26 protein-coding genes and 1 pseudogene are annotated in these 23,722 nt (G+C 73.1%); 10 read left to right on the top strand and 17 right to left on the bottom strand.

Annotated elements, in window-relative coordinates:
- Positions 1-257: 257 nt before the first annotated feature.
- The 3 genes from P3T41_RS10330 (at position 258) to P3T41_RS10320 (ending at position 3,413) form a co-directional block, all read left to right on the top strand.
- Complete coding sequence (locus tag P3T41_RS10330; protein WP_280689359.1) at positions 258-1,283, top strand: 6-phosphofructokinase; 1,026 nt, start codon at positions 258-260, stop codon at positions 1,281-1,283.
- A 195-nt stretch (positions 1,284-1,478) separates the two neighbouring features.
- Entirely contained in the window at positions 1,479-2,444 is a 966-nt protein-coding gene (locus P3T41_RS10325; protein ID WP_280689545.1) for a cytochrome c oxidase assembly protein, read from the top strand.
- A 276-nt stretch (positions 2,445-2,720) separates the two neighbouring features.
- Positions 2,721-3,413: a phosphoribosyltransferase gene (locus P3T41_RS10320; protein ID WP_280689544.1), complete on the top strand. Its 693-nt coding sequence runs from the start codon at positions 2,721-2,723 to the stop codon at positions 3,411-3,413.
- 115 nt (positions 3,414-3,528) lie between these two features.
- Here P3T41_RS10320 and P3T41_RS10315 read toward each other — a convergent pair whose 3' ends face one another.
- Together P3T41_RS10315 and P3T41_RS10310 are read right to left on the bottom strand one after the other, a co-directional pair.
- Entirely contained in the window at positions 3,529-4,164 is a 636-nt protein-coding gene (locus tag P3T41_RS10315; RefSeq protein ID WP_280689358.1) for a DUF2637 domain-containing protein, read from the bottom strand.
- An 88-nt stretch (positions 4,165-4,252) separates the two neighbouring features.
- The gene (locus P3T41_RS10310; RefSeq protein ID WP_280689356.1) at positions 4,253-4,510 is read right to left on the bottom strand and encodes a hypothetical protein; all 258 of its coding nucleotides are present in this window, start codon (positions 4,508-4,510) and stop codon (positions 4,253-4,255) included.
- Positions 4,511-5,034: 524 nt separating this feature from the next.
- Between P3T41_RS10310 and P3T41_RS10305 the strand changes: the two genes are divergently transcribed.
- Positions 5,035-6,240, top strand: coding sequence for an IS21 family transposase (locus tag P3T41_RS10305; protein WP_280689355.1), 1,206 nt, complete (start codon positions 5,035-5,037; stop codon positions 6,238-6,240).
- Positions 6,241-6,279: 39 nt separating this feature from the next.
- On the opposite strand, the gene P3T41_RS10300 is transcribed toward P3T41_RS10305, so the two are convergent.
- The 3 genes from P3T41_RS10300 to P3T41_RS10290 all read right to left on the bottom strand — a co-directional run bounded on the left by P3T41_RS10300 (position 6,280) and on the right by P3T41_RS10290 (position 8,605).
- Entirely contained in the window at positions 6,280-7,416 is a 1,137-nt protein-coding gene (locus P3T41_RS10300) for an oxygenase MpaB family protein (RefSeq protein ID WP_280689354.1), read from the bottom strand.
- A gap of 167 nt (positions 7,417-7,583) precedes the next feature.
- Complete coding sequence (locus P3T41_RS10295) at positions 7,584-8,069, bottom strand: SRPBCC family protein (protein WP_280689353.1); 486 nt, start codon at positions 8,067-8,069, stop codon at positions 7,584-7,586.
- On the bottom strand, positions 8,069-8,605 hold the full coding sequence (locus P3T41_RS10290) for a gamma carbonic anhydrase family protein (RefSeq protein WP_280689352.1): 537 nt from the start codon (positions 8,603-8,605) through the stop codon (positions 8,069-8,071). The genes P3T41_RS10295 and P3T41_RS10290 overlap by 1 nt, the downstream gene beginning before the upstream one ends.
- Positions 8,606-8,871: 266 nt before the next feature.
- Between P3T41_RS10290 and P3T41_RS10285 the strand changes: the two genes are divergently transcribed.
- The gene (locus tag P3T41_RS10285) at positions 8,872-9,582 is read left to right on the top strand and encodes a DedA family protein (protein WP_280689351.1); all 711 of its coding nucleotides are present in this window, start codon (positions 8,872-8,874) and stop codon (positions 9,580-9,582) included.
- A 29-nt stretch (positions 9,583-9,611) separates the two neighbouring features.
- Here P3T41_RS10285 and P3T41_RS10280 read toward each other — a convergent pair whose 3' ends face one another.
- Positions 9,612-10,679 carry an AI-2E family transporter gene (locus P3T41_RS10280; RefSeq protein ID WP_280689350.1) on the bottom strand — a complete coding sequence of 356 codons (1,068 nt, stop codon included), beginning with the start codon at positions 10,677-10,679 and terminating at the stop codon, positions 9,612-9,614.
- Positions 10,676-10,801, bottom strand: coding sequence for a hypothetical protein (locus P3T41_RS10275; protein ID WP_280689349.1), 126 nt, complete (start codon positions 10,799-10,801; stop codon positions 10,676-10,678). The genes P3T41_RS10280 and P3T41_RS10275 overlap by 4 nt, the downstream gene beginning before the upstream one ends.
- Before the next feature lie 309 nt (positions 10,802-11,110).
- On the opposite strand from P3T41_RS10275, the gene P3T41_RS10270 reads away from it, so the two are divergent.
- The 4 genes and pseudogenes from P3T41_RS10270 (at position 11,111) to P3T41_RS10255 (ending at position 15,648) form a co-directional block, all read left to right on the top strand.
- On the top strand, positions 11,111-11,773 hold the full coding sequence (locus P3T41_RS10270; protein ID WP_280689348.1) for a transglycosylase family protein: 663 nt from the start codon (positions 11,111-11,113) through the stop codon (positions 11,771-11,773).
- 152 nt (positions 11,774-11,925) lie between these two features.
- Positions 11,926-12,510: pseudogene (locus P3T41_RS10265) on the top strand (GNAT family N-acetyltransferase); the annotation flags it as partial.
- A gap of 69 nt (positions 12,511-12,579) precedes the next feature.
- Positions 12,580-13,278, top strand: a complete 699-nt coding sequence (locus P3T41_RS10260) for an alpha/beta fold hydrolase (protein ID WP_280689543.1) — start codon at positions 12,580-12,582, stop codon at positions 13,276-13,278.
- A 138-nt stretch (positions 13,279-13,416) separates the two neighbouring features.
- A complete protein-coding gene (locus P3T41_RS10255) occupies positions 13,417-15,648 on the top strand; it encodes a trehalose-6-phosphate synthase (protein WP_280689347.1) in 2,232 nt (743 codons plus the stop codon).
- Here the strand turns inward: P3T41_RS10255 and rpmF are convergent.
- The 4 genes from rpmF to rpmB form a co-directional block, all read right to left on the bottom strand.
- Positions 15,614-15,778 carry a 50S ribosomal protein L32 gene (rpmF, locus tag P3T41_RS10250; RefSeq protein WP_280689346.1) on the bottom strand — a complete coding sequence of 55 codons (165 nt, stop codon included), beginning with the start codon at positions 15,776-15,778 and terminating at the stop codon, positions 15,614-15,616. The two genes, P3T41_RS10255 and rpmF, sit on opposite strands and share 35 nt — an antisense overlap.
- A gap of 62 nt (positions 15,779-15,840) precedes the next feature.
- Entirely contained in the window at positions 15,841-17,028 is a 1,188-nt protein-coding gene (locus P3T41_RS10245; protein ID WP_280689345.1) for a GTP-binding protein, read from the bottom strand.
- A gap of 14 nt (positions 17,029-17,042) precedes the next feature.
- Positions 17,043-17,348, bottom strand: coding sequence for a 30S ribosomal protein S14 (gene rpsN / locus P3T41_RS10240; RefSeq protein ID WP_280689344.1), 306 nt, complete (start codon positions 17,346-17,348; stop codon positions 17,043-17,045).
- Positions 17,348-17,584 carry a 50S ribosomal protein L28 gene (rpmB, locus tag P3T41_RS10235; RefSeq protein ID WP_280689343.1) on the bottom strand — a complete coding sequence of 79 codons (237 nt, stop codon included), beginning with the start codon at positions 17,582-17,584 and terminating at the stop codon, positions 17,348-17,350. The genes rpsN and rpmB overlap by 1 nt, the downstream gene beginning before the upstream one ends.
- Before the next feature lie 160 nt (positions 17,585-17,744).
- On the opposite strand from rpmB, the gene rpmG reads away from it, so the two are divergent.
- On the top strand, positions 17,745-17,909 hold the full coding sequence (gene rpmG / locus P3T41_RS10230; RefSeq protein WP_280689342.1) for a 50S ribosomal protein L33: 165 nt from the start codon (positions 17,745-17,747) through the stop codon (positions 17,907-17,909).
- Between the two features lie 40 nt (positions 17,910-17,949).
- On the opposite strand, the gene P3T41_RS10225 is transcribed toward rpmG, so the two are convergent.
- From P3T41_RS10225 to P3T41_RS10200, 6 genes are all read right to left on the bottom strand, one after another.
- A complete protein-coding gene (locus tag P3T41_RS10225; RefSeq protein ID WP_280689341.1) occupies positions 17,950-18,267 on the bottom strand; it encodes a metalloregulator ArsR/SmtB family transcription factor in 318 nt (105 codons plus the stop codon).
- A 111-nt stretch (positions 18,268-18,378) separates the two neighbouring features.
- On the bottom strand, positions 18,379-18,681 hold the full coding sequence (locus P3T41_RS10220; RefSeq protein WP_280689340.1) for a hypothetical protein: 303 nt from the start codon (positions 18,679-18,681) through the stop codon (positions 18,379-18,381).
- A gap of 228 nt (positions 18,682-18,909) precedes the next feature.
- Positions 18,910-19,698 carry a class I SAM-dependent methyltransferase gene (locus P3T41_RS10215; RefSeq protein ID WP_280689339.1) on the bottom strand — a complete coding sequence of 263 codons (789 nt, stop codon included), beginning with the start codon at positions 19,696-19,698 and terminating at the stop codon, positions 18,910-18,912.
- 158 nt (positions 19,699-19,856) lie between these two features.
- Complete coding sequence (locus P3T41_RS10210) at positions 19,857-21,158, bottom strand: MFS transporter (RefSeq protein WP_280689338.1); 1,302 nt, start codon at positions 21,156-21,158, stop codon at positions 19,857-19,859.
- A gap of 66 nt (positions 21,159-21,224) precedes the next feature.
- Positions 21,225-22,490 carry an ATP-grasp domain-containing protein gene (locus tag P3T41_RS10205; RefSeq protein WP_280689337.1) on the bottom strand — a complete coding sequence of 422 codons (1,266 nt, stop codon included), beginning with the start codon at positions 22,488-22,490 and terminating at the stop codon, positions 21,225-21,227.
- A gap of 39 nt (positions 22,491-22,529) precedes the next feature.
- On the bottom strand, positions 22,530-23,714 hold the full coding sequence (locus P3T41_RS10200; RefSeq protein WP_280689336.1) for an aminotransferase class V-fold PLP-dependent enzyme: 1,185 nt from the start codon (positions 23,712-23,714) through the stop codon (positions 22,530-22,532).
- Positions 23,715-23,722 lie beyond the last annotated feature (8 nt).

Genomic DNA, 23,722 nt, shown 5'->3' with positions numbered 1-23,722 from the left:
AAGATTCCGCGTCGCGAAATTGCGACAATAAGCTCGTCGGATGCAACCCTCCTCGGCAGCCGGCACTTCAGCACGGACGCGCCGACGACGCCGCCCTCCGTGCCTGCTCCCGCCCGGCCGGAGGTGGGGGCCGCTAGGATCAGTTTCGGGCCGATATGCCCGATTCTGACCCCGCCCTTCCAGGTGGTAGTCCGGCCATCCGGTCCTTCCCCCAGCCTGCCGGCTGGGAGGTGCCCCCAGGGGAGTTGCAGAGAACGATGCGTATTGGTGTGCTGACCAGCGGCGGCGACTGCCCCGGCCTGAACGCCGTGATCCGCTCCGTGGTCCACCGGGGAGTGGTCGACCACGGCGACGAGATCATCGGTTTCCAGGACGGCTGGCGAGGCCTCCTCGAAGGTGTCCACCGCCCGCTGACCCTCGACTCGGTCGGCGGCATCCTGGCCCAGGGCGGCACCATCCTGGGCTCCTCCCGCGTCCAGCCCAGCCACCTGCGCGACGGCGTGGAGCGGGCCAAGCGCTACTGCGCCGACCTCGGCATCGAGGCGGTGATCCCGATCGGCGGCGAGGGCACCCTCAAGGCCGCGAAGCTGATGAGCGACGCCGGACTGCCGGTGGTCGGGGTGCCCAAGACCATCGACAACGACATCGCCTGCACCGATGTCACCTTCGGCTTCGACACCGCCGTCTCGGTGGCCACCGAGGCGCTGGACCGGCTGAAGACCACCGCCGAGTCGCACCAGCGGGTGATGGTGGTCGAGGTGATGGGACGCCACACCGGCTGGATCGCGCTCAACGCGGGCATGGCGGCCGGCGCGCACGCGATCGTGGTGCCCGAGCGCCCGTTCCACATCGACAAGCTCACCGAGGTGGTGCGCGCGCGCTTCGAGCGGGGCAAGAAGTTCGCCATCGTGGTCTGCGCGGAGGGCGCCAAGCCCGAGGCCGGCACCATGCACTGGGAAGAGGGCACCCGGGACATCTACGGCCACGAGCGCTTCACCGGCATCGCCACCCAGCTCTCCGGCGAGCTGGAGCACCGCCTGGGCAAGGAGGCCCGCCCGGTGATCCTCGGCCACACCCAGCGCGGCGGCACGCCCACCGCGTACGACCGGGTGCTCGCCACCCGGTTCGGCTGGCACGCCGTGGAGGCCGCGCACAAGGGCGCCTTCGGGCACATCACCGCGCTGCAGGGCACCCAGATCAACCTGGTGCCGCTGGCCGAAGCGGTGGCGGACCTGAAGACGGTCCCCGCCGAGCGCTACGTCGAGGCCGAGATGGTCATCTGAACCACCCTTCGTCCCGGCGCCTCCTGATGCCCCGCCACCGCGGCGGGGCATCAGCCGTCGACGCCCCGGGGGCGCCCGCAGCCGCCAGGTAGGACGGCCGTAGTCTGGGTGCCGACGAAAAACGGACGAACCGGACCTGAGGCGGGGCCGGGCCGGCCGCGGGCACGACGGAAAGCGGGACCGCCGATGGACGGCATGGCAGGGATGCACCACGGGAACGAGCTCGGCCCGTTCTCGCTCCACTCGGTGCTCACCTGGTCGCCCGACTGGCCGTTCCTGCTGGGCTGCCTGCTGGCGCTCGGCCTGTACGGCGCGGGTGTCGTGCGGATGGCCAGGCGCGGCGACCGCTGGCCGATCGGGCGCACGGTCGCCTGGACGCTCGGCGTGCTGACCGTTGTCGCGGTGACCTGCTCCGGGCTGAACGACTACGGCATGGTGCTGTTCAGCGCGCACATGATGCAGCACATGGTGCTCAGCATGCTGGTGCCGATCCTGCTGCTGCTCGGCGCGCCGATCACGCTGGCGCTGCGGGCGCTGCGCCCGGCCGGCAAGGGGCGCCCGCGCGGGCCGCGCGAGCTGCTGGTGGCGTTGCTGCACAGCCGGTACGTGAAGATCATCTCGCACCCGGCCTTCACCATCCCGCTCTTCATCGCGAGCCTCTACGGCCTCTACTTCACCCCGCTCTTCGACACGCTGATGCAGACCCGGATCGGACACATCGCGATGATGGTCCACTTCCTGGCGGCCGGCCTGCTCTTCTTCTGGCCGATCATGGGCGTGGACCCGGGCCCGAACCGGCCCGGGCACGTGATGCGGATCATCGAGCTCTTCATGGGGATGCCGTTCCACGCCTTCTTCGGCGTGGCGGTGATGATGGCCACCAGCCCGCTGGTGACCACCTTCAGCTCGGCCATGGCCCCGCCCGGCACCGATCTGATGGCTGATCAGAAGATGGCCGGCGGGATCACCTGGGCGTTCGGCGAGATCCCGACCGCGGTGGTGCTGATCGCGCTGGTCTTCCAGTGGGCCAAGTCCGAGCAGCGGCACGCCGTCCGCACCGACCGGGCCGCCGAGCGGGACGGCGACGCGGAGCTGGTCGCGTACAACGCCTACCTGGCCTCGCTCGACCAGCGCGGCAAGCGGTCGCCCCAGGCGGGCTGAGCGCCGCGCGACAGCTGACCGAGGACCCCGTTCGCCGACCAGGCGGGCGGGGTCCTGCGGTGTGGTGGTGCTTCGCCGCAGCGCGGAGCGAGCGGGCTGATCAGGACGCGAACGGTGACCGTGACGGTGACCGTGTCGGGGTCGGCGCCCGGAGAAACCCCCCAAGGCCAATCTGACAGGCCGTCAGGTGTCTCCCGGACCGACCGCCCGGGCGCCGCGCTCGTCCTCGGCCGCCGGATGGTGGCAGGCTGGAGGGGCTGGCAGGCGGTGATCGCGATGACGGTGTTCTACGGCAACACGCACCACGGACGGACCTTCCGGGACCGCGCCGAGGCGGGGCGGCAGCTCGGCCGACGGGTGCTGGAGTGGGGCTCCGACGCCCCGATCGTGGTGGGCCTGCCCCGGGGCGGCGTCCCGGTGGCCTACCAGGTGGCGCTGGCGCTCGGCGCGCCGCTGGACATCCTGGTGGTCCGCAAGATCGGCGCACCCGGCCAGCCGGAGCTGGCGCTGGGCGCGGTCGGCGAGGGCGGCATCCGGCTGTACAACCACGACATCATCGCCGCGCTCGGGATCACCCCCCACCGGCTGGAACGGCTCACCGACGCGACCGCCACCGAGGTCGCCGAGCGGACCGAGCGGCTGCGCGGACCGCTGCCCCCGCTGGAGGTGACCGGGCGGGCGGTGCTGCTGGTGGACGACGGGATCGCCACCGGCGCGACCGTGCGGGCCGCGATGGCGGTGCTGCGCCGCCGGGAGGTGAGCGAGCTGCTGCTGGCCGTCCCGGTGACCGCGCCCGAGGCGCTGCGGCTGCTGGGCCCGCTCGCCGACGACCTGGTCTGCCTGACCGCGCCGCCCTCGTTCCAGGCCGTCGGCCAGTTCTACAACGACTTCGAGCAGACCACCGACCACGAGGTGCGCCGGCTGCTCGACCTGGCGGCAGCCCGGGACGACACGGGCGCCCCGGGGTGACGCGCCGGGGAGATCTCAGCCGACCCGTGCGGGGACGGGGGTCACCCCGATCTGGTTCTGACGCTCCGTCAGGCCATTCCGCGGCGGTCGAGCCATCGGGCGCCGTGTGCCGCCCTCAGCGCGGTGCCCGATGGGTGGCCGGGCTGCCCGGCGGGCGGCGCGCGCCCCGGGTGGTGATCAGCTGGCGGACCAGCTGGTGCAGCGAGATGACGGCGGTGAGCGGGGGCAGTCCGGCGACGACCAGGTCGGGCACCGTCCGCGAGACGTCGGCGATGCACAGTCCGGTCGCGAGGCCGGAGAACAGCACGACCACCACCCAGGAGTGCACCGGCTGGCGCCCGTGCAGCGCGGCCCGCAGGACGGACAGGCAGCCCACGAGCCACGGCCCGTAGACGATCACCGGCCACAGCTGCGACAGTCCGCGCGGCACCCGGGAGAGGGCCAACTCCCGCAAGGGGTCGTAGGAGAGGGCCCAACCGAGCACGCACACCGCGGTCACCGTCACCGCCGTCAGCGCGCCGAACACCGAGCCGACCACGTCCGGCCAGGACGGCGCGGGCGGCCGGGTCCGGCGCCGGTGCCGGGAGACCGAAGGCTCGGCCGACATCGGCGCGGGCCGGTCGGCCGACAGCCGATCGGGCTCGCCGTAGACCGGGGCGGTTGCGTAGGCGAGGTCCCACAACTCGTCCGCCGGATCGGCGTAACCGGTCATCGCGCGCGCCGCGAGAAGGTCACTCAGCTGGTCGTACATGGCACATCCCCCACTCGATCGTCATGCCGCGGCTCGCTCCGCTCCGGCATCCCGGCGCCCGCCGGGAACCCCGGCCCCGGCGAGGGCGTCATGCCTCGACCGGGAACGCGAGGGAGCCGATCCGCGCGGCGAAATCGCTCTCCAGCTGACGGAGCTTCCTCAGGTAGGCGGCCAACAGGCCCGAGGAGTGCGGCAGGACGACCCGCTCGCCGTTGCGCGACAGGTAGCCGGTGCGCACGTCACCCGCGGGGTTCTGCCGGTCGGGGACGAAGAGCCACGTCCCGACGCTGGTGACCGGGTCCCGGTCGGGGTGCGGGGCGGTGTAGGGCAGGCATGGTGAGTTCACGCTTGATCAAACGAGAGGGCGGCAAACGGGTTTGTACCCCTCCCGGGCGTCGTTTCATATTCGCCACCGGAGATACTCTCCGAAATTAACCCGGGGTGGCGCGTGGGGTGGTACTTTCCGGTCCACCGTTCACCATGTCCGAGATGCCCGAAAGCCAAAGGTCATCCCATAATCCCGAGTGATGCCGCTCGCCGAAACTCCGCAGCAAGATAATTCAGCCGAAACGTTTCTCCAGGTTGACCGTCCGCCCCGCCGTGCTATATTTCCGGATTGCCTCCGGCATATTCAGCGTATTGACGGCACACCGATGTGAACGATCAGGGGATCTCTTGCTCAGCTGGGAGGAATACATGGAAGCGCTCCGACTCAGCGGTCACGGCTGGTCCGTCGCCCGGATTTCCCGACAGCTCGGGCGCGACCGGAAAACGGTCGGATCGTACCTCAGCGGAAAGCGGATCCCGGGCCTCCGAAGTCATTCCCAGGACGGTTTTCTCCGTTTCCTGCCGTACTGCCGCCAGCGGCTCGTGGACGATCCGCACCTGCTGGCCACCACGCTCTTCGAGGAGATCGTCGAACTGGGCTACACCGGCGGCTACTCGACCTTCACCCGCGCGCTGCGCAAGCAGCAGGCGCGGCCGGTCTGCGGGGAATGCCAGGAGACCGGCCCGACCGGCAGCGGGCCGGCCGCCGCACGATCGAGCGAGCAGGCCATCCGCTTCGACTGGCTCGAGCTCCCCACCCCGCCCGCCGGGTGGGGCTGCGGAAATCAGGTGCACCTGCTGCTGGGCCTGCTCACCCCCTCCGGCCGCTGGCGTGGGGCGCTGGCGGCCGACGAGGAGTTGCCGCAGCTCGTCGAGGCCATGGAGCACGTGCTCAGACGGCTGGGCGGCACCCCCGAGTGCTGGCGGTTCGACCGGACACCGGCCGTGCACAGCCCCAGCACCGGACAGCTGACGCCCGACTTCCGGCAGGTGGCCAGGTACTACGGCGTGCGCGTCGAGTACCGCCCGCGGGACGACCGGCCGAGCCCGGCGTACGACACGGTGGAGGAGATCGCCCGGAACTGGTGGCACGCGATCGGGCGCGACTCCACCGTCCAGGCGGCACAGGACAGCCTGGACCGGCTCGCGAGCCGGCTGGAGGCGCCCGGCTCGACCGCCGACGGCGCACCTGCCGCGGACGACCCGCGCGCGGCCACCCAAGGCCTTCGTGCCCTGCCTCCCGCACCGTTCCCGATCTGGATCCACGCCCGCCGCACCGTCGACGCCCAGGGCCTGGTTCCGTTCGAAGGCAACTTCTACGCCGTGCCGGAGCACCTGGTCGGCGCCGTGGTGGAGGTTCGGCGGCGCCTCGACGAGCCCTACCTGTCCATCGCCGCCACCGCCGGCGCCGTCATCGCCCGCTACGCGCTCGCTCCCGCCGGGGCCGGATCGGTGGTCGTCGAGCGCAGCGGCGTCGTCGTCGTGCTGGAGCGGCACCCGACGCCCGTGCAGCCCGACGTCCCGGCCTGCCGACAGCTGACGCCGCGTCCGCTCTCCGAGCAGGCGCTGGCCGAGGCCGACGCGCTGCGCGGGTCGGCCGAGCACCCGTCGTCCGACGGCAGGCCGGCTGACAGTGCTTCGCCCGACCCGCCGTCCGACCACCCACCGCCCGACCACCCGACCGTCTGCCGGCAGCGGGCGGCGCCGGGCAGCACGACCGGGCGGGTGCCGCCCCAGCGGGAGCGCTGAGGCAGGGCCGCGATGGCGGAGCCGGGCAGCACGGCCCGGCTACCCGGCTCCGCTGCCGCGGGCCGTCGGAACCTGCGGGGCGGCGAGGGTGGCAAGGCTCGCCGGGATGTCGAACTCGGTGCTCTGCCCGTGCGTCACGCGCCGGACCTCACCCTTGAGCAGCACGCGGCCGACCTGGTCGAGCACCCGGCGCGCCAGCACGTGGTGCTCCTCCGCCTGGTGCACGTGCTGCTCGACGTGGGCGAACTCCGCCACCGCCTTCTCCCAGTGGCTGTGCGGCACCTGCATCCAGTCCGCGATCTGCGGGCCGACCATCTGGCGCAGCACGGCCGGGATCGCCCCTCGCGTCCCCGGCGGCGCGAGGTGGCGGTAGAAGTCCAGCAGGCCCTGGGTGAGTTGGATGCCCTCCGGGGACGGTCCGAGGTGGCGCGCGGCCAGCTCGGCCCGCACCCGGCGCCCCTCCGCCAGGGTCGGCGGCATGACCTCGGGCCGCAGCCCGAGCAGCACGGCGACCACCCGCCAGACGTAGTAGTAGTCCTCGGCCGCCTGCTCGGTGCAGTGGACGCCGATCCGGTCCATCCCGTCCAGGGTGTCGACCGAGAAGCTCAAGGTGGCGCCGAGCAGGTCCTCCTGGCAGATCGGGACGCCGTGCCCGGCGACGTCCCAGTGGCGGCCACGGATCAACAACTGCCGTACCGCCGCGTGGATCAGGCGCACCTTCTGGATGGTGGGGATCAGCTCGCCGTGCGGCCCCAGCGGATCGTCGGCCATCAGGTGCAGCATGAACTGCGTGGTCTCGGACAGCCGCCGGTGCGGGTGGTCGAGGCGGTGGGTCGCGGACAGCTGCTTGGCGCCCAACGGCGCCGCGTAGCTGCAGACCAGGGCGCCGAGCGAGAGGGCGGAGACGACGTGCACCCCGTCGTGCCGGAAGAAAGCGTGCACCCGCGCGATGCGCTCCGCGTCCACCCAGTCGGGCACCGTCCGGGTCCCCGCGAGGTGCTCGCGCAGCACGGCCGGCAGGTCCTGCGGCACCAGCTGGTCGTTCTGCCGCAGTCCGTGCAGCACCTGGTTGGCATGGGCGATCTCGCCCGAGTCCAGCAGCTCGGCGACCACCCGGTCGGCCGGCGGATCCCCCTCGATTCGCAGCTCGTCCAGCGACGATGTGGCGAACTCCACAGCAGACACTCCCGCCCTCGGCACCAGGGCGGCCCCTGACGTGCCGACCCTGCCTCCAGCTTGGCGACGCGCGGGCCGGGCGCGACCACGAATCCGGCACACCCCATCCGATCGGGTGGATCGCCGACCGCCGGGGTTTGCGGCGGACGTCCGACGTGCCGTTCGGGTCAGCCGGCGGCGCCCGCCGCCGCCTGCGCGAGGCGGGCCAACGTGGTGCGCATCCCGGCGCGGTTGACCTCGATCCGGCGCTCGGCACCGGTGCCGGCGAAGAGCACGCCCAGCAGTCGGGCCAGGCCCCCGGCTCGCCCGGTACGCAGGTCCTCCCAGGACTCGGTGACCCGGGTTCCGGTGCCCGCCGGCTCGAACCGGTAGCGCCAGCGCGCTATCGGCAGGCCGAACACACCCACGTCGAAGGCGAATTCGGCGGCCTCCCGCGCCGCGATCACCCGGCCCGTGGTGCACCAGACGAACGGTCCGCGCCGGTTGAAGCCGACGAACCGCGAGCCCGCACGGACCGCCGGCCCCGCCGACCAGACGCGGCGGCACTCCGGACTCCAGCGGCCCATCTGCCGCAGGTCGGCCACCAGCCCGTACACCGTCGCCGGGGCGGCGTCCACCAGGATGCTCTCCGACAGATCCGGCTGACGCTCCATCAGCTCTGCCGCCCGTCCGGGATCGCGGCGTGCGCCTCGGCGAGCAGCAGGTAGCCCGCCGCGTTCGCCTTGATGCCGGCCGTCTCCTCCGCGGTGAGCGGGCGCCGGACCTTGGCGGGCACGCCGGCCACCAGCGAGCCGGGCGGCACCTCGGTGCCCTGGGTCACCACGGCACCGGCCGCGACCAGCGAACCCGCGCCGATCCGGGCGCCGTTGAGCACCCGCGCCCCCATGCCGACCAGCACGTCGTCCTCGACCGTACAGCCGTGCAGGACGGCGTTGTGCCCCACCGTGACCCGCTCGCCGACCGTGAGCGGGAACCCCGGGTCGGCGTGCAGCGTGCAGTTGTCCTGGATGTTGGAGTCCGCGCCGACGGCGATCGACTCGGCGTCACCGCGCAGTACGGCCTGGTACCAGACGCTCGACCGCGGCCCCAGCCGCACCGAGCCGACCACCACGGCCGTCGGCGCGACGAAGGCCGCCGGGTCCACCTCCGGCTCGCGTCCTGCCACGCCGATGATCAGCGCCTCAGCCATGGGCTCACTGCTCCCTCTTCGCTCTCGTGGACCGGCGACTCGGGGCCGGCGGGCCTCACCCTACCGACCGGTAGGCCGCGCGGCTTCGGGCCCCGGGTCACTTCGCCGACCCACGCGGTGACCGGCCCGTTCACCGCGTTCCTCCGGGTGTCGAGCGGCAACCGCGCGCAGTCGCCGGTGCGATGATGCTCTGACGCACTCACGGGCGGCGCGGCCCCGGTCAGGACCGTGCGGCGGAGATCGCGAAGCAGAGATGGAGCGCGCTGATGCACTCGATCACCGACTGGCTCGGCCGCCTGTCCGGACCGGTCATCTACGCGGTCGTCGCCGGCCTGGTCTTCGCCGAGGACGCGCTGTTCGTCGGCTTCGTGCTGCCTGGCGAGAGCGCGGCGGTGATCGGCGGCGTGCTCGCCCACCAGGGCAAGGTCTCGATCGGCTGGCTGACCCTCGCCGTGGTGGCCGCGGCCATCCTCGGCGACACCGTCGGCTACGCGATCGGCCACCGGTTCGGCCCGACGATCCTCCTGGTGCGACCGCTGCACCGCCATGCCGACCGGATCGGCAAGGCGCAGGACCTGATCCGGCGGCGTGGACCGGCCGCCGTCTTCTTCGGCCGCTTCATCGCGTTCTTCCGCGCGATGATGCCCGCGCTGGCCGGCATCTCGCGGATGCCGTACCGCCGCTTCCTGCTCTACAACGCGCTCGGCGGCCTGGTCTGGGGCGTCGGCTTCACCCTCCTCGGGTACTTCGCCGGCGCCGCCTACTCCCGGGTCGAAGCGCAGGTCGGCCGGGCGCTGGCCCTGGTGCTGGCCGCGGTGGTCGTCATCGCCCTGATCGGATGGCGGCTGCGCCGCCGGCGCGCGGAGAACCGCGAGTCGGGGCCCGGGCCGGGGCCCGACGACGGCGACGGCATCGACGGCATCGACGGCAGCGACGACGGCAGCGACCGCGACGACGACGGTGCCGGCGGGCCCTGAGCCGCCGGTCGGCGGTGGCTCCGCCGACCTCAGCGGGCCCGTAGCTCCCGGTAGACCGCCCACGCCACCGACACCAGCGGCACCGCGACGACGGCGCCGATCACGCCCTCGACCAGCGTGCCGACGGCCACCGCGAGCGCGACCACCACGGGATGGATCCGCACCGCCCAGCTCAGCACCAGCGGGTGCAGCACATGCCCCTCGATCTGACCGATCACCACGATCAGGATCAGCAGGATCAGCGCGGTCAGCGGCCCCTGGGTGGCCAGCGCGACCACCGAGGCGACGGCCAGCGCGATCGGCGACCCGATCAGCGGGATGAAGGTGGCGAGGAACTCCAGCAGCATCAGCGGCACCACCAGCGGAACTCCCAGCAGCAGCAGCGCGATGCCCACCAGCACGGCGTTGGTGGCCGACACGATCACGATGCCCCGGGTGTAGCCGGCGAAGGTGCGCCAGGCCACCCGCCCGCCCAGCTCGAAGCGCGGGCGCGCCCGGGCCGGCAGCAGCGCGGCGGCCCAGCGCCACATCCGGTCGCCGGAGTAGATGAAGAACACCGCGCAGAACAGCGCCAGCGCACCACCCGTGATGGCCTCCACCAGGCGGCCCGCGCTGCTCACCGCCGTGCTGATCAAGGACGAGCGGTGCGCGGAGAGGTAGCTGCCGACCTTGCTCCGCAGGCCCGACACGGCGCCGGCCCGCAGGTGCAGCGGCGGTCCCTGCAACCACCGCTCGATCCGGTTGAGGCCGCCGCGCACCTCGCCGCGCAGCTGGTTCCAGTCGGACGCCACCAGTTCACCGGCCAGCGTGAGCAGGCCGGCCACCAGCACGACCGCCGCCACCATGACGATCGCCACCGCCACGCCGCGTGGCACCAGCTTGGCCAGGGCGTCGGCCGCCGGCCGCAGCACCGAGGTGACGACCAGCCCGAGGAAGACGGCCACGGCGACCAGTTGCAGGCGCTGCAACACCACGAACGCCGCATAGCCGGCCACGCCGACCAGCAGCAGCCGCCAGGTGTAACCGGCCGTCAGCACCAGCCCGGGCGCGACCTTGCCGACCCGGCGTGGACGGTCAGGTCGGCGCCGGAGCGTCATGGGCGGACGACCAGGGCGCCACCAGGACGCCGGCCACCGGCTTCGCCGCCGGTGTCGCCACCGGGTGCGCTGCCGGTTTCGCCGCCCGCTTCGTCGGCCTGCTGGACCTGTCGCTCCGTCACCTGCCGCCAGCTCCCGGTTCTCTGACAGCCCGCCCGCTGCCCGCCTGTGATTCCCTCATCAACCGTCATCGCCATGGCCTTGTCCAGGGTCCGCGCCGTACGCCCGGGCAGTTCGCCTCGGACGGCTGCCGGCCCCGGCCCGACCACGGCCCGGGGCCGGGGCAACGCCCGCTGGCCCGTGCGGGTATGCCCGCTGCGCCGACCGGGCGACTCGCACACCGTGCCGCCGCGTACTGCCGGGTCGAACGTGCATCGCTGGACAACGGGCGCCCCGGTGCCCGGCCTTGTCGTCGAGCCTGTGGAGCACGCGTGCCGCTGTCCCGATCGTCCTGCCGCAAAGCCCTCGACCATGCTCTGGTCACCGTGTCCGTGGTCGGCCTGCTGGCGATCCCCGTGATCCAGGCACAAGCGGAACCGGTGCGGGGAGCGCCGGCCGACGACGTGGGGGCGATGGCGGACTGGGACGCGGTGGCCCGCTGCGAGAGCGACGGCGACTGGGCCGTCAACACCGGCAACGGGTACTTCGGCGGCCTGCAGTTCGACCGGGCGACCTGGCGGGAGAACGGCGGCCTCGGCTACGCACCGCGCCCCGACCTGGCCACCCGCGACCAGCAGATCGCGGTGGCCGACCACCTCGCCCGCAGTCGCGGCCTCGCCCCGTGGCCGATCTGCGGGGCCTGGGGGAACCTCGACCCCGCAGCCCGGCCGAGCGCCGCCGGGTCCGCGGGCAGCGGGGACGGCCGCCGCCCGCTCGCGCCGCCCGCCGGCGGATCCGACGACGCGGGCGCCGTCCCGTCGTCCACGGATCCGGACGGCTACCGCACGGTCCGCGACGGCGACACCCTCAGCGGTATCGCCGACGCCTACCGGCTCAGCGGCGGCTGGCCCGCCCTGTTCCACCTCAACCAGCAGACCGTGGGCGAGAACCCCGACGCGCTGACGCCCGGCGAGGTGCTGCGCCTGCGGCCGTGACGCGGCGCGGTGCACCACGCGCTTCGCGGCCGACGTGCCGGCCGGCCCGCTCACCAGGCGGCCGGCCGCGCCGTCCAACGGCCACTCACCGGCCATCCCGCAGCATCGGGCGGCCATTGCGTCCGTCACCCGGTCCCGCTACCGTCCAGCCCATGATCGCCAAGACCCCCGTGCCCATCACTCTGACCGGACGTCACATCCGGTTGGAACCCCTCTCCTCCGGGCACCTGTCGGATCTCTTCGAGGCCGGCGGCCACGATGACGAGGTCTGGCGCTGGCTGCCCGCCCCGACGCCGCGCAGCGAGGCCGAACTCGCCGTCGCGCTCGACGGACGGATCGCCGCGAGCGAACGCGGCGAGTCCGTCGCCTTCGCCGTCGTCACGCTGCACGACGGCCGGGCCGTCGGCTGGACCACCTACAACCAGATCCACGCCCTCGACGAGTGGCTGGAGATCGGCTGGACCTGGTACGGCAGGGCCAGTTGGCGCACTGCGGTCAACACCGAGGCCAAACTACTGCTGCTCGCCCACGCCTTCGAGGAACTGGGCATGGGCCGGGTGAGGTTGAAGACCGACGGCCTCAACGAGCGTTCGCAGCAGGCGATACGCCGCCTCGGCGCACGGTACGAGGGCGTCCACCGACGCGAGAAGCGTCGCCAGGACGGGACGTTCCGCGACAGCCAGTACTTCGCGATGCTCGCCGGCGAGTGGCCGGCGGCCAGGGAACACCTGCTGGCACGGCTCGGCGCCCACGAACCGCAGTCGACCGACCTGGCGGTTCCGGCGTCGAGGCGTCAGGTCGAGGCGGTGCAGCAGACCCTGGCGGTCGACGGGGAGAAGATCGCCTGCGGCGTGCTGCTACCGGTCGGCGAAGCGGCGGGCCGCACCGCGGTGCTGCTGCACGGCGCGGGCACGGCCGACCGGTCCGTGCACGGCGACCTGGCGCGACTGCTGGCCGAACGCGGCTGCCGCGTGGTCACGTTGGACTTCTCGGGGCACGGTGCCAGCAGCGGCCGGCTGCAGAAGCTGAGCCTGGCGCGGCGGTTGCGGCAAGCCCGGTCGGTGATCGACGAGCTCGCCCCCGAGACCGATCAACTGCTGCTGGTCGGCGCGAGCATGAGCGGCCAGACCGTCGCCGACCTGCTCGGGCACTACGGCAGCCGGGTGGCGGCGCTCGGCCTGCTGGCCCCGGCCGTCTACCCGCGCCGGGCCTGGGACCTGGCCTTCGACGCGGGCTTCACCGAGGTCATCCGCACCCCTGACGCCTGGCGCGACTCGGCCGCCCTGGAGATCTACGCCGCCTTCACCGGTCGGGCGGTGCTGGCGGTGCCCGCCGAGGACCACGTGATACCGCCCGCCGTGAACCAGGCCCTCGTCCAAGCACTCGCCAGGCGGGCCGACTTCACGCATCTGGTGTTCCCCGACGCCACCCACCATCTCGGCCGGTACTTCCGGTCCCACCCTCGCGAGTGCGCCCAGGTCGCCGACCTGCTCGTCGGCGCCTGACCCGCGCGCCCTGCCGGCCTGCTCAACTCGCCACCCCGCCGGGGCGAAGGCGTCACTGCGGATATGACTGTCTGTCAGCTGACTGTCCATCAGTGTTAACGTCGCTCTGATCCGCGACGAGCGCCTGGGGGCACGGCTGTGACAGATCCGATCCTGGTCACCGACCTCGACGGCACGCTGCTGGGCGGCACCACCCGGGACCGGCGGCGCCTGCGGGACACGCTGGCCCGCCACCCGGAGCTGACGCTCGTCTTCGCGACCGGGCGCGGGCTGCCCTCGGTGCGCGAGGCACTGCGCGACCCCTTGCTGCCCCGTCCGCACTGGGTCATCGCCGACATCGGCGCGAGCGTCCTGGACGGCACCGACCTGTCCCCGGTCCGACCGCTGCAGGCCCGGTTGCGCGCCGGCTGGCCCGGGCCCGAGCGGGTGCGCCGGGCGCTGCGCCGCTTCCCCGCGCTGGAGTACCAGGACGGGGTGGCCCAGGACGGCCGTTGCTCGTACTACCTGCGGCCCGACCGGCTGACCGAGCAACTCACCGATGCGGTGCGGGCATTGGGGTGCTCATGGATCTACTCCGGCGAGCGGTACTTCGATGTGCTGCCGCCGGGGGCGTCCAAGGGCGGCGCGCTGCGGGCGCTGGCGGAACAGTCGGGCTGGCCGATGGACTCGATCCTGGTCGCCGGCGACAGCCTCAACGATCTGTCGCTGTACGGGCTGGGCGCGCACGGCGTGATCGTCCAGGGCGCCGAGCCCGCCCTGCTGTCGGCCGTGCCTCCGCAAGCCGCGGCGCACCGGCCGGCGCGGGCGGGTGCCGGGGGCATCCTGCGGGCGCTGCTCGACCTGGGCTGGGTGGAACCCGAGGTCCCGCTGGTGATCGGGTACCACCGGCCACCGGCGACCTGGACCCGCGAGCACGGCTGGCGGGAACCGGCCAGTCCCAACGGGATCCTGCCCACCCTGCGGCACCTGCGCGGCAACGGCGGCGGTCGTGCCGCCGGGCCGGATGCCGGGCTGACCGCTGGGCCGGACACCGGGTTGGACGCGGTCTGGGTGGCCGCCACCGTCGCGGCGGACGGGACGCCGCCCGACCGGCTGCCGGCGGGGCACGGCACCGGCCTGCCGCTCTCCTTCCTGCCGCTGAGTCCGCGGCAGTGGGCCGGCTACGTCCACCGGGTCTGCAAGGAGACGCTCTGGCCGGTGCTGATGTCCGAACCGCAGCGGCTGCGCTTCGACCCCGCCGGTTGGGCGCTCTACCGCACGGTGAACGAGCGGTTCGCCGACCGGATCAGCAGCCACGCGGCGGACGGCGCCACGGTCTGGCTGCACGACTACAACCTGTGGCTGGTCCCGGGCCTGCTCCGCGCGGCCCGTCCCGACCTGCGGATCGGCCTCTTCCATCACACGCCGTTCCCATCGCCGGAGGTCTTCGCCACGCTGCCGACCGCGGCCGAGATCCGCGCCTCGCTCGGCTGCCTGGACTGGGCCGGGTTCCACACCGCCGCGTTCGCCGAGCATTTCCGGCAGGTCCTCGCGGTCGATGCCGGGCGGGTGGACACCGGCCGGTTGCCGCGGCTCGGTGTCCACCCGCTCGGCATCGACCGCGACGCCGTCGCCGCGCTGGCCCGCGCCCGGGCCGGGGCCAGCGCTGCGCGACCGCGTCGGCGGCAAGGTCCGCAGGCCGGCCCGCTGGTGCTCGCCGTCGAACGCCTCGACTACGCCAAGGCCCCGGTGCAGAAGGTGGCGGCGATCGGGGCGCTGCTCGCCCGCCGCCCCGATCTGCGCGGACGGCTGCGCTTCCGCCTGGTCTGCCCGCCGCCCGAGCCCGGTATCACCGCCTACGACGCCACCCGCCAGGCCCTGGAGCAGCGCGTCGCCGAGGTCAACCAGCAGTGGGGCACCGACTCCTGGCAGCCCGTCGAGTACCTTCCGAAGTCGCTGCCGTTCCCCGAAGTGGTCGACCACTACCTGGCGGCCGACGTGCTCTGGGTGACCTCCCTCCAGGACGGTATGAACCTCACCGCCAAGGAGTTCGTCGCCGCGCAGGCGGCGGTGCACGGATCCGGGGTGCTCGTGCTGTCCCGGCACATCGGCGCGGCCGAATCGCTGGGCTCGGCGGCGATCCTCACCGACCCCCGCTCCCCCGAGGACCTCGGCGACCGGCTGGAACTGGCCCTTGCCCTGCCACCGGCCGAGCGGCGCGAACGCCTCGCCCGGCTCGCCGACCGGCTGGGACGCGAGCCGCGGCCGGCCGCCTGGGCGGCCCGGATCATCGCCGCGATCGGCGGCGCCGAGCCGCCGGCCGGCTCGGCGGTCGGGCGTACCGCGCCGCTCGGCGTCAGGGGACGAGCAGTCCGCGCTCGTACGCCTTGACCAGGTTGCGCGGCACCAGCAACTCCTGGCCCTGGACGGTGATCGGGACGAGCTGCGGGGCGCTCGCCTTCCACTGCGCGCGGCGGTGGCGCGTGTTGCTGCGGGACATCTTGCGCTTGGGGACGGCCATCTGGGTTCTCCGGAAAGGTGGTTGGGATCAGCGGGTGGTATTTCGGGGTGGCGAGGGGGAAATCAGGACGGCGTGTCCAGCAGATCGGCGAACGCGTCGGGCAGCGCCTTCCAACCCGGCTCGCCGGCCACCAGTTCGGCGTCGGTGAGCAGGCAGGAGTCGAGGAGTTCGACGATGCCGTCGGCGTCCAGGCCCTCAGCGGTGAAGCTGAGTTGCTGGACCCGGTCGCCGTGCAGCGGGTGCCAGTCCAGGGCGGCGGCGGCCCGGCGGGCGGGCGGGTAGAGGTCCCAGGCGGCGTCGGGCAGTGAGGCCAGCCAAGGGCCGCACTCCTCCACCGCCAGGTTGGCCCCGGCGGCGTCCCAGGCGAACATCAGGTCGGGACGGTTGGCCAGCCAGAACCGGCCGCGGCTGCGCTGGGCGGCGGGGACCAGCTGTTCGAGCGCCTCGTGCAGCCGGGTCGGGTGCAGCGGACGCCGGCGCTCCCAGACCACGGTGGCCACGCCCGCCGCGTCCTGTTCCTGCGGCAGCTGGGCGAGCGCCGGGTTGACCCGGTCGCGCGCGGCGGCGACGTCGAAACCGCCGAGCGCCGCCCGGATCAGCTCACCGGTGCCGAGCCGCACCACCCGGGCGGTGGAGTGCAGTTGGTGGAGCATCGCGAGACCCGCCCGCCGTTCGGGCGCCTCATCCGTCTGGCCGGCTCGCGGCACGGCCAGCACGGTGGCGTACTCGAGCTGGTGGGCGAGCGCCTCGGCACGGGTGCGGCCGTCGTCGGCGCAGGTGTGCAGGGCGTGCTCGACCAGCTCGTCCGACACGGACAGCTCGCCGATCAGCCGCAGCGGGTCCAGCACGCCGACCACACCCGCGAGTTCGACCACCTCGTGCATGCAGCGGTCGCCCACCTCGCCGCCCGCGATCAGCTCCACGATCGGGTGCGGGTCACTGCCGCCCCACAACTCGACCACTGCGAGGCCGTACTGCCCGGCCTCGGCGATCCGCAGCAGTTCGGGCAGCAGGTCCTCGCGCGCCGCGCAGCAGGGGCAGTCGTTGGTCAGCGGGACCGTGACGGGCACGAAATCGCCCTTGTCGTCGTGGATGTGACGGTGCACCAGACCGCTGGACGCGTCCCGCAGGTCGTGCTGGAGGACCACGGCGTCGACGCAGCCCGCCAGCAGTTCGCGGACGGCCTGGCGGCGCTCGGCCGCGTGCAGCCCGGCGACCACCACCACGGGCAGCCTCAGGTCTTCGGGCACGGCTCCTCCTTCGGTCACCAGCTGGACTTGCGGACACCGGGCAGGTGGCCGGCATGGGCGAGGGTGCGCAGGTTGATCCGGGAGAGGCCGAAGGCGCGCTGATAGCCGCGCGGGCGGCCGTCGACGGCGTCCCGGTTGCGCAGCCGGGTGGCGCTGGCGTCCCTGGGCTGGCGGCTCAGCTCCTGCTGGGCGGCCGCCCGTTCGGCCGGCGTGCTGGTCGGCCGGGCGATGATCCGCTTCAACTCGGCGCGGCGATCGGCGTAGTGGGCGATGGTCCGGCGGCGGGCCTCGTTCTTGGCGATCTTGCTCTGCTTGGCCATCAGACCTTCTCCCCTCGGGCACGGATCCGCGCGACGGCGGCCTCGACGCCGATCACGTCGACGGTCTTGAGCCCCTTGGCGCTGAGGGTGAGCCGCACGTACCGGCCCTCGCTCGGCAGCCAGTAGCGCCTGCGCTGGATGTTCGGGTCGAAGCGGCGCGGGGTGCGACGGTGGGAGTGGGAGATGGCGTTGCCGAAACCGGGCTTGCGGCCGGTCAGTTGGCAGTGGGCGGACATGGCGGTCTCCGGTGGGCGGGCGCGGCGGGGCAGCGCGGCAGGGTGGGCGGGCGCACGGCCCGTCCTGGCGGAGCCAACAATACCTCAGATGAAAACGACTTCCATTTCGGTATAGTGACTCGACCGATCCAGCCCACCCTTCTCCGAGAGGACGATCCCGATGGCCCGCAACGAACTGCGCCCGATCATCAAGCTCCGGTCCACCGCCGGCACCGGCTACACCTACGTGACCCGCAAGAACCGCCGCAACGACCCGGACCGCCTGGTCCTGCGCAAGTACGACCCGATGGTCCGCCGCCACGTCGACTTCCGCGAGGAGCGCTGACGGGCTGATACACCGTCAGGCCGCTTGCCGAGGGCGCGGACTACGCCTCGGCGGCGTGCCGGATGGCGTCCAGCACGATGTGCGCCACGTGCTCGTCGGTGAGCGAGTACTCGATCTCGCGGGACTTGCGGTGGGCGGTGACGATCCGCGCGGCGCGCAGCAGCCGCAGGTGCTGGGAGACCAGCGGCTGGCTCACGCCGAGCGCGGCCACCAGCTCGTGGACCCGCCGGTGGCCGTCGGCCAACTCCCGCACGATGCCCAGCCGGACCGGCGCGGCCAAGGCGCGCAGCAACTCGCTGGCGGCCTGCAGCTCGGCCGACGACGCACCGGGAGTACCGGGGGCTGGGTCCATTGCCATATGCATACCTTAATACCTGGGAATGAGTATCAATCCCACCCCAGGACCGGCAAACACGCCGAGGGCGGGCCGGGGATCACCCCGACCCGCCCCCATGCGCACCAGCAGGACTCAGTGGTCGTCCCAGTGGCCCTGGTGACTCGCGTGCCGGTGCCCGTCGTGGACGTAGTCGACGTGGTCCTCATGCGGCACGGCCACATGCCCGCAGTCCACGCCGTGCTGGTGCGCGTGGTCCGAGTGGACGGCGTGCTCGGCCTCGGCGCACTCGTCGACGTGGTCGCCGTGCACCCGGTGCAGGTGGTTGTCGTGCGCGTAGTCGACGTGGTCGCCGTGCGGGATGGCGACATGACCGCAGCCCTCCCCGTGGGCGTGCGGGTGCTCGGCGTGGGTGCGGTGCAGCGTTGCGGCAGACATCGAAGGTCCCTCTCGCGTATGGCGCCGGGGCGGGCAGCCCGAAGCCGCGTCCGCCACCGACCTGACTGCTCGGTGCATCTAGATGTCAGCATATAACGATGTCTGCATATGTCGAGCATGCCACGCGACCCCTTCCCGGCGGCCCGGTCGATGTCCCCCACGGTCATCGACCGGGCCGCTGTCCGATGACGCCCCCACGGCGTCACCGGCGCCGTCGCCGCACGCCGCTCAGCGCACGGCGACCAGAACGCAGCTGCTCCCGTACTGCCAGACCGGCCCCACGTGCCGGAAGCCGGCCTCCCGGAGCAGCTGTTCGTGCTGGGCCGCCGACAGGCCGTTGCCGTCGCCGGCGGCCGGCGCGAGCTGCCGCTCGCGTGCCGTGAGCAGGTCGGCGAACTCGGGATTCCGCCGGGCGTCGGCCCACCAGGTCGTCCAGTCCTCGGCGTCGTCCACGCCGTGTCGCCCGGCGTGGCGGCGGCCGACCAGCTCGGCGAGTGCGGCCAGCACCGGATCCTCGGGCATCAGGTGGTCGCCGTTGACCAGGACCCCGCCGGGGCGCAGCACGCCCGCCAGGTCCCGGTAGATCTCCCGCAGGCTCGCCGGCTCCGGGTAGTGCAGGGCCGTGCTGGAGACCGCCGCGTCCAACGGGCGGTCCAGCTCCAGCGCTTCGATCCACCCCGGCTGGCCGATCAGCACCTCGACGAAGCGGACCGCGTCCGCGTGCCGGGTGCGGCCCAGCTCGAGGAGCAGCGGATCGATGTCCGCCGCGACGATCCGCGCCCGGGGCAGGCGGGTGGCCAGACGAGCCGAGAGCGAGCCGGGGCCGCTGCCGAGGTCCACCAACAGCGGGCGGTCCTGACCCTCCGTCACCCGCTCGACCACGTCGGCGATCACGGTGAACCGCTCCTCGCGGTCCACCGCGTACCGCTCCTGCTGACGTTCCCAGCGCGCCACCCAGTCGACCGACCAGGCCGGTCGCTGCGGATCGGCGGACTGCAGCCGGGCGTTCTCGGGCATGGCGGGCGGGTTCCTCTCGGCTGCGGGCGGGATCGATGCCCACCCTACATCAGATGGAAACGAAAACCATTTCGCTTCTCAGTTCGGTCACCGGTGCCCTGACCTGCCGAACGCCGATGCCCTGACCTGCCGACAGGAAGGCCAGCCCGCCAGGCATTTCAGCCCACCACCACCGGGTCCTCCGCGTGCCCGGCGCGCTCGTCCCGGCGGGCGGCCAAGGCGCCCGGCCAGGCCGCCACCCCGGCCGCGAGCGCCGTCGCGCCGGCCGCGGCGAGGAACCCCCAGGCCCACCCGCCCGGCTGATCCACGATCACCCCGCCGGCCGCGGAGCCGAGAGCGGCCATCGACAGGTTGGTGGTGGTCAGCCAGGTGTACGCCTCGTTCAGCATGCTCTCCGGCGCCAGCCGGGACACCAGGCCCGCCTCGACGGTCATGGCGGGCGCGATGACCGCGCCGGTGAGCAGCAGCAGCACACCGAGGGCCGCCGAACCGGGCATCAGCGCCCAGAGCGCGTAGCCCACCGCCAGGCCGATCAGCAGCAGCACGAACTGGCGCACCTGCGAGGTCTTGAACTGCCGGGTGCCGTACCAGAATCCGGCCAGTGCGCTACCGATGCTCCAGACCGCGATCAGCACGCCCGTCACGCTGTCGGCGGCGCTGCCGTCGTGCGCCCGCGCATAGGCCGCCAGGGCCACCGGCGAGGCCCCGAAGGAGAACGCGATGCCGGCCACGCAGAGCAGCAGCATCGGGAAGCCCGGCGCTCGCAGCGGGCCCAGTCCGCGGGCGCGGACGCGCGCCGCGTCGGGGCGCAGGCCCCGCATCGCCCGCCCGGTGGTCAGCGCCAGCGTGCCGAGACCGGTGAGGACGGCCGAACTCGCCAGCGCGGCGGCCGGACCGGCGATCGCGGCGGTGGTCCCGAAGGCCGAGCCGAGCGGCCGGCCGATCAGCATGACGGCCGAGACCAGCAACGGGCCGACCACGAAGACCACTTCGAAGAGCGTGGACTCGGCGGCCATCGCGGCGGTGCGCGCCTCGCTGCGCCCACTGTCCGGGCCGGTCAGCACCGTCCAGGCCGCGCGCAGCGCCGGGCCGACCGAGGGGAAGAAGGCTCCCGAGAGCGCCGCGATGGCACAGAGCAGCGGCACCGGCAGGCGGTACAGCACCGCTGCCAGCAAGCCCAGTTGGGTCAGCGAGTAGACCGTGGCGAAGCCGAGCAGCACCCGGCCGGGGCCGAGGCGGTCCGCCAACCGCCCGCCGATCGGGGCCGCGCACGCGGTGGCGATGGAGGTGGCCGCGCCGACCGAGGCGGCCAGGCCGTAGCTGCCGGTCGTCTGCTTGAGCAGCAGCAGCCACGCCAGGACGGTGATCCCCATCCCGAGTCGCGCGATCACCCCGCCGACCAGCAGCAGCGGGGCCCCGGGGACCCGCCAGACCTGCCCGTACTGCCCGGTTGAGAACATCTGCGGCTCCACGGTGTCGAGTGGGTGCGGCCCGCCGGGGCAGGCGGAGGGACTGACGGCGCCAGGTCAGGGCGCGACGCCGACGGACTCCAGCTCGTAGAAGCCGCGGCCGTCCAGGTAGCAGAGCGTCCCGAAGTCGCGGGCCACCACCTCCTCGACCGGGTGGGCCAGCGTCACCATCATCGGCTCCGAGCTGTCGTCGACGGTCACCGGCAGCCGGTCGCCCGGCTTCACCGTCATGCGCAGGTCGTGGAAGCTCTCCAGCTGCTCGACCTGGTCGAGCAGGGGGTACGAGCGCAGCACGCCCTGGACCGGCGAGGTGAGGAAGGCCAGCGCCACGTGCCGCTGGATCCGGTACGGGGCCTGGTGGTTCGCGAGGAACCGGGCCGGGTCGGTGTAGGCGTCGACCGTCCACTCGATCTGCGACTCCCCCGCCGCGACCTGCGCGTAGTAGGCCGTGTCGGCGCCGCAGAGCCGCACCCCGACCTCCACCAGGCACGGCCCGTCGGGGGTCAGCATCACCTCCAGGTGCGCCGGACCGTGCCGGACCCCGAGGGCGTCGAGCACCGCGAAGGCGTACGGCACCAGTTGCTCGCGGGCCCGGCTCGCGGACGGCACCAGGAGCGCACCGCTGATCCGGTCGCGGACACCGTTGGCCGACAGCTTCGTGTACTTCCACAGGTCGGTGGCCCGGTGCCGGCCGTCCCGGCTCACCGTGTTGACCACGTACTCCGCCCCGACCAGGTACTCCTGCGCGACCACGCCCTCGTTGCGGTTCGCGAAGATGTTGGTCCGGTCCTTGACGGCCCGGTAGGCGGCCACCGACTCGGTGGGGGTGTCGCAGAACACGACCCCGTCGTTGCCAGCGCTGCGAATCGGCTTGACCACCACCCGGCCGCCGATCTCCCGGTGCCAGTCGGCCAGTTCGTCCGCGCTGTCGACCAGCAGCTGCCGGGCGCCGCGCAGTCCGGCCGCCTTGATCGTGTCGATCTGGACGTACTTGTTGCGCCTGGCCTCGCTGAGCGCGCTGCCGTTGGTCGCCAGCCCCAGCGATTCGCTGATCCGGTCGGCGAGTTCGACCCCGAGCTCGCCGCCGGTGAGCACCGCGATCGGTCGATGGGCGGCGACCGCCGCCACCGTCGCGGCCAGGTCGCCCCGGTGGACGATGTTGTCGCTGAACCGGTCGAGGCTGACGCTCGCCCGGTAGACCGGCGGCGCCTCCAGGGTGCTCTGCACCCGCACGCAGGTGTACCCCGCCTTGCCGAACGCCTCCGCCAGCCGAATGGTCGGCGCGTAGACGTCGACCAGCACCACCGTGCCCTTGCTGTTCACGGTTCCCCACCTCACAGTTCTTCAGTAGCTGACACACCGTCACATCGTGGCCAGGACGGCGAGCAGGCGGTCGATCTCCGCCACCGTGTTGTACGCGTGCAGGCTCACCCGCACCGAGCTGTCCCGCTCGCCGGCCCGGCCCTGGCAGTGGCCGTCGGCGCGCACCATGAAGCCGTGGCTGGACAGGATGAAGCCCAGGTCGTTGGAGCTGATCCTGTGGTGCCGGAAGGTCACGATCCCGGCCCGCTGCTGGACCTCGGAGTCGGCGGCCAGGCTGAGTTGGCAGCCGAGGATCTCGTAGCTGTCCAGCCCGCGCAGCGTATCGGTGAGGCGGGCGGCCAGCGCGACCGTCCACCGCTCGATCCGCTCCGGGCCGGCCGCGTCCAGCCAGTCGAGCGCGGCCTCCAGGCTCGCGATGCCGCTGGTGTTGGGCGTACCGCTCCAGCCGCCGGGTCTGAACTCCGGGCCGCGCAGGTTCCGCGCCCAGAGGGCGCCGGTGCCGGGCAGGGCCATCGCCTTGTGACCGGAGAAGATCACGAAGTCGACGTCGAGCGCGCCGGCGTCCACCGGCAGATGTCCGACGCTCTGCGCGGCGTCCAGGCAGATCGGCACGGACGGGCCGACGGCCGCGCGGATCCGGTGCACGTTCATGTTCCCGCCGTAGACGTGGTGCACGTGGGTGGCCGCCACGAACGCGGTCCGCTCGGTGACCAGTTCGGCCAGGGCCGCCTGGTCGTAGTCGTGCGACGCGCTCTCGTAGGGCAGTTCGCGCACCGCGATGCGCACGCCCTGGCGCGCGAGCGACTCCTGGGCCTCCAGCCAGGGCAGCGCGTTGGCCTGGTGGTCGGCGAAGGGCACGATGATCTCGTCCCCGTCGTGCAGGTACCCGGGCAGCCAGTCCCGGGCCACCGCGCGCAGTCCTTCGGTGGCACCGCTGACGAAGTGCACGCCCGAGCGCTGCGGGTCCGGGTCCCCGAGGAACCGGGCGACCCGCTGCCGGGTCCGCTCGACCAGCGCGGTGGTGTCGTTGGCCCAGCGGTAAGTACCGCGACCGGCATTGGCGTTGGCCGTGGTCAGGTAGCTGTGCACGGCGTCGAGCACGGCCTGCGGCTTCTGCGAGGTCGCCGCGCTGTCCAGGTAGGCCTGCTCGGGGTTGCCCACGACGATCGGGAACTGGGCCCGCAACTCGCGCTGCCAGTCGCGGAGATCGTCGAGCACGGTCATCGGACCCA

It is taken from the genome of Kitasatospora sp. GAS204B (genome assembly GCF_029892155.1).
Classification (GTDB): Bacteria; Actinomycetota; Actinomycetes; order Streptomycetales; family Streptomycetaceae; genus Kitasatospora.
The sequence above is the reverse complement of the archived record's forward strand: the minus strand, read 5'-3'. Positions and strand labels throughout refer to the sequence as shown.